2 protein-coding genes are annotated in these 2,568 nt (G+C 43.5%); one reads left to right on the top strand and one right to left on the bottom strand.

Annotation, left to right across the window (positions count from 1 at the left end):
- On the top strand, positions 1 to 231 hold a 231-nt coding region (locus AB4496_RS25605), incomplete at its 5' end, for a DUF1097 domain-containing protein (RefSeq protein WP_372132655.1).
- Positions 232 to 422: 191 nt separating this feature from the next.
- Here the strand turns inward: AB4496_RS25605 and AB4496_RS25600 are convergent.
- Entirely contained in the window at positions 423 to 2,195 is a 1,773-nt protein-coding gene (locus AB4496_RS25600) for an ATP-dependent endonuclease (RefSeq protein ID WP_009845306.1), read from the bottom strand.
- Positions 2,196 to 2,568: the final 373 nt, after the last annotated feature.

Genomic DNA, 2,568 nt, shown 5'->3' with positions numbered 1-2,568 from the left:
TTCTTTATGTGTATTCAAGCCAAACAAGCGTGGCTAGGTTATATCCCAGGGACCTTTATTGGTTGCTGCGCGACGTTTGCAGCAGGCGGCGATTGGCAACTTGTCGTGCCATCTTTACTGCTTGGTGGTGTCTTTGGATACTTGATGAAAGCAACGGGGCTTTGGCTTCACGAAAAATCGACTCAATCTTCGGAAGCGGTTGAACCACACGCTAAGCAAGCGAAGGCTTAATTCGTTAACCTAGCCTTAATTCGTTAACCTAACCTTAGTTTAGTCACTGTGAACTCTTGCAAGATAACCCCCAATTAATTTGTATATCGATTTATACAGGCACACCACTTGGTGTGCCTTTTTTGGTTTCTTAATCAATTCAAGAAATTATCAACAGAAGAACTAATAGCACTTATCAGATAAGCAAGAAGCTAGGTATTTCCGTTTGCCATGGTGATCACGCGTTTCAAAGTCCATCTCAACAACAATGGAATACAGTCTTGTCCTTGATTCTCACAATGAGACACGATCGCTAAAGCCAGGTCTGGTTTTGCGTGTTTCTTTAGAACTTTCGCCACAACTTTCTTCGCTGGAATAGGGTGATCATAAGGAATCTTAACCATGTCTCTGAAAAAGTTCTCAAACCCATTCATGTACAAGTAGTGCTCTATGTCTCTATCAGGCAGTTCTGTGAGGCGATGTCGTTCTTGATCATTACCGAGTTTAGATAGCACAGTCGCCGCATACTTCTTACCAGCAGCGTCTCCGTCAGTCACCACGTGCCAATCGATGCCAAACTCTTGCGCTACTTTAATGAGCGCTTTAAGACCAGACTGCGCGAACTCAATAATTTGAACGCCTTCCGCAGCAAGGTTATACCCACATTGGTTGGCTAACTCGTTAAACAACCAGACTTCGGTTTCACCTTCTACCAACAACCAGCAGCGAGCGTACAGAGCGCCGGACCGGTGAAAACGAATATGAAAACCAATTCGACGAAGTTCATCTTTGCTGAAGTGGTTCACATTGAGCTGGTTGGCTATGGTTTTATCTGACTGACGTACCAAACGACGAATCGATTGAAGCGGCACAGCAGCAAGTAGATCGCCACTGTTGGTGGTCAGGATTTTTTGCATGGGCAGCTTTTGCATCAAGCTCCAAGCCCTTGCCAAGTGCGTTGGGTGCAATCGACCTTCTGGATCTTCAAGGATCAAAAGAGGGCGAGCACATCTTCTTAAGTCATTTGGCCCTTTTGCTTGCAAATAGGCATTAAGTAACCCCATGAATAATAAGCGAGTTTGTTTGTTTTTGGTCTCTTCGACCAATTGATGAATGCTCTTGTCGTTCGCACCTGCTGAGTAAAGTAACCCATCACGCGGTTTTCTCGGATTTTTACGTGAGACACTCTTAAATGAGAAGTAGTGTTCTATTAAGCTTTGCATCGACTCAAGACTACTGCGCATTTCACCTTTATTAACATGTCCGGGTATCGCCATAAGGCGACGGCAGGTGTTGTCGATGCGTTTTTCTATCCTTGCCTGACGCCCATTTCCGTTTCCATTGCTGCCATTACCATTGGTTGTTTGACTCTGGCCGTTACCATTTCCACTCACATTATTAGCGTGCCCGTTACTAGCATGAACGGTGTTAGTGTGAACATTACCCGGTAGATGAGCATTGTGGTTAAGTGAATTGCCGTTGAAAGGGCGATCGAAGTGCCTTGCGTCTCTCAAACGAATTACAGGGTGTAACGTCATTAATTCTTGAGCGAGCTTTTCTGAGTGATGAAGCTTGAGAGGGTTTCCGTCCAACCCCAAAAATGCATAGTGTGTGGTCGTTTCATATTGCTCTAACGTGGCACTGATTCGATAATAGATACGAAAAACACCAAACTCGTCTTGAACCCACACCGGTTTGAGTTTGCGATAACGTCCTGCATTTAGCTCACTTTTATCGTTGGCTTTTAATGCGAGAACAATTTGAAGGTGTTGAGACTGTGGATGTGAAACTGAGTAATCGACATGGAAATCGGTCATTTCGAAGTGATATGGAACTCCGTCTGAAGGGAGAACGACGGAAAGGGCATCCAATAATGAAGACTTACCCCAAGTATTTTCACCAATAAGCGTGGTTAGCTCATCAAACGCAAGAGACATGCGCTTAATACCTCGAAAGCCAGAAATCTCGATTCTTTCTAGTTGCATAGGCTTACTCCTAACGGAAGGCTCTGCTAATTGTTTGAAAGCTAACAGATATCTTTAATCATAATCGAAAAACACAAATCTGGTATGCTCACCTGTCACAAAACCCGTTGTTATTTATACGGTGCAAAATGAGATTTTCGATCTATCTCGAGTATTTTTTTGCAGTGCAGTTTCATAAAATTCACGATTCTGTCATGATTCTCGACCTAGTATGAAGGGACAAAGAGAGAAGAAAATATGACTAAAAAGAATAAGCCGACAAAAATAGTGTTGGCACACATCAACGACACCCACTCATACTTTGAACCAACCTCGTTACAGCTATCACTTAAAATGAACAACCACATCATTGAACCTTATGTCAGTACTGGTG

The organism is Vibrio sp. 10N.222.46.A1 (assembly GCF_041473595.1).
Classification (GTDB): domain Bacteria; phylum Pseudomonadota; class Gammaproteobacteria; order Enterobacterales; family Vibrionaceae; genus Vibrio; species Vibrio tasmaniensis_A.
The sequence above is the reverse complement of the archived record's forward strand: the minus strand, read 5'-3'. Positions and strand labels throughout refer to the sequence as shown.

Bases quoted from the DNA above. Each gene is read 5' to 3' on its own strand.
- AB4496_RS25600 (WP_009845306.1), bottom strand. From the start codon at position 2,195: ATGCAACTAGAAAGAATCGAGATTTCTGGCTTTCGAGGTATTAAGCGC.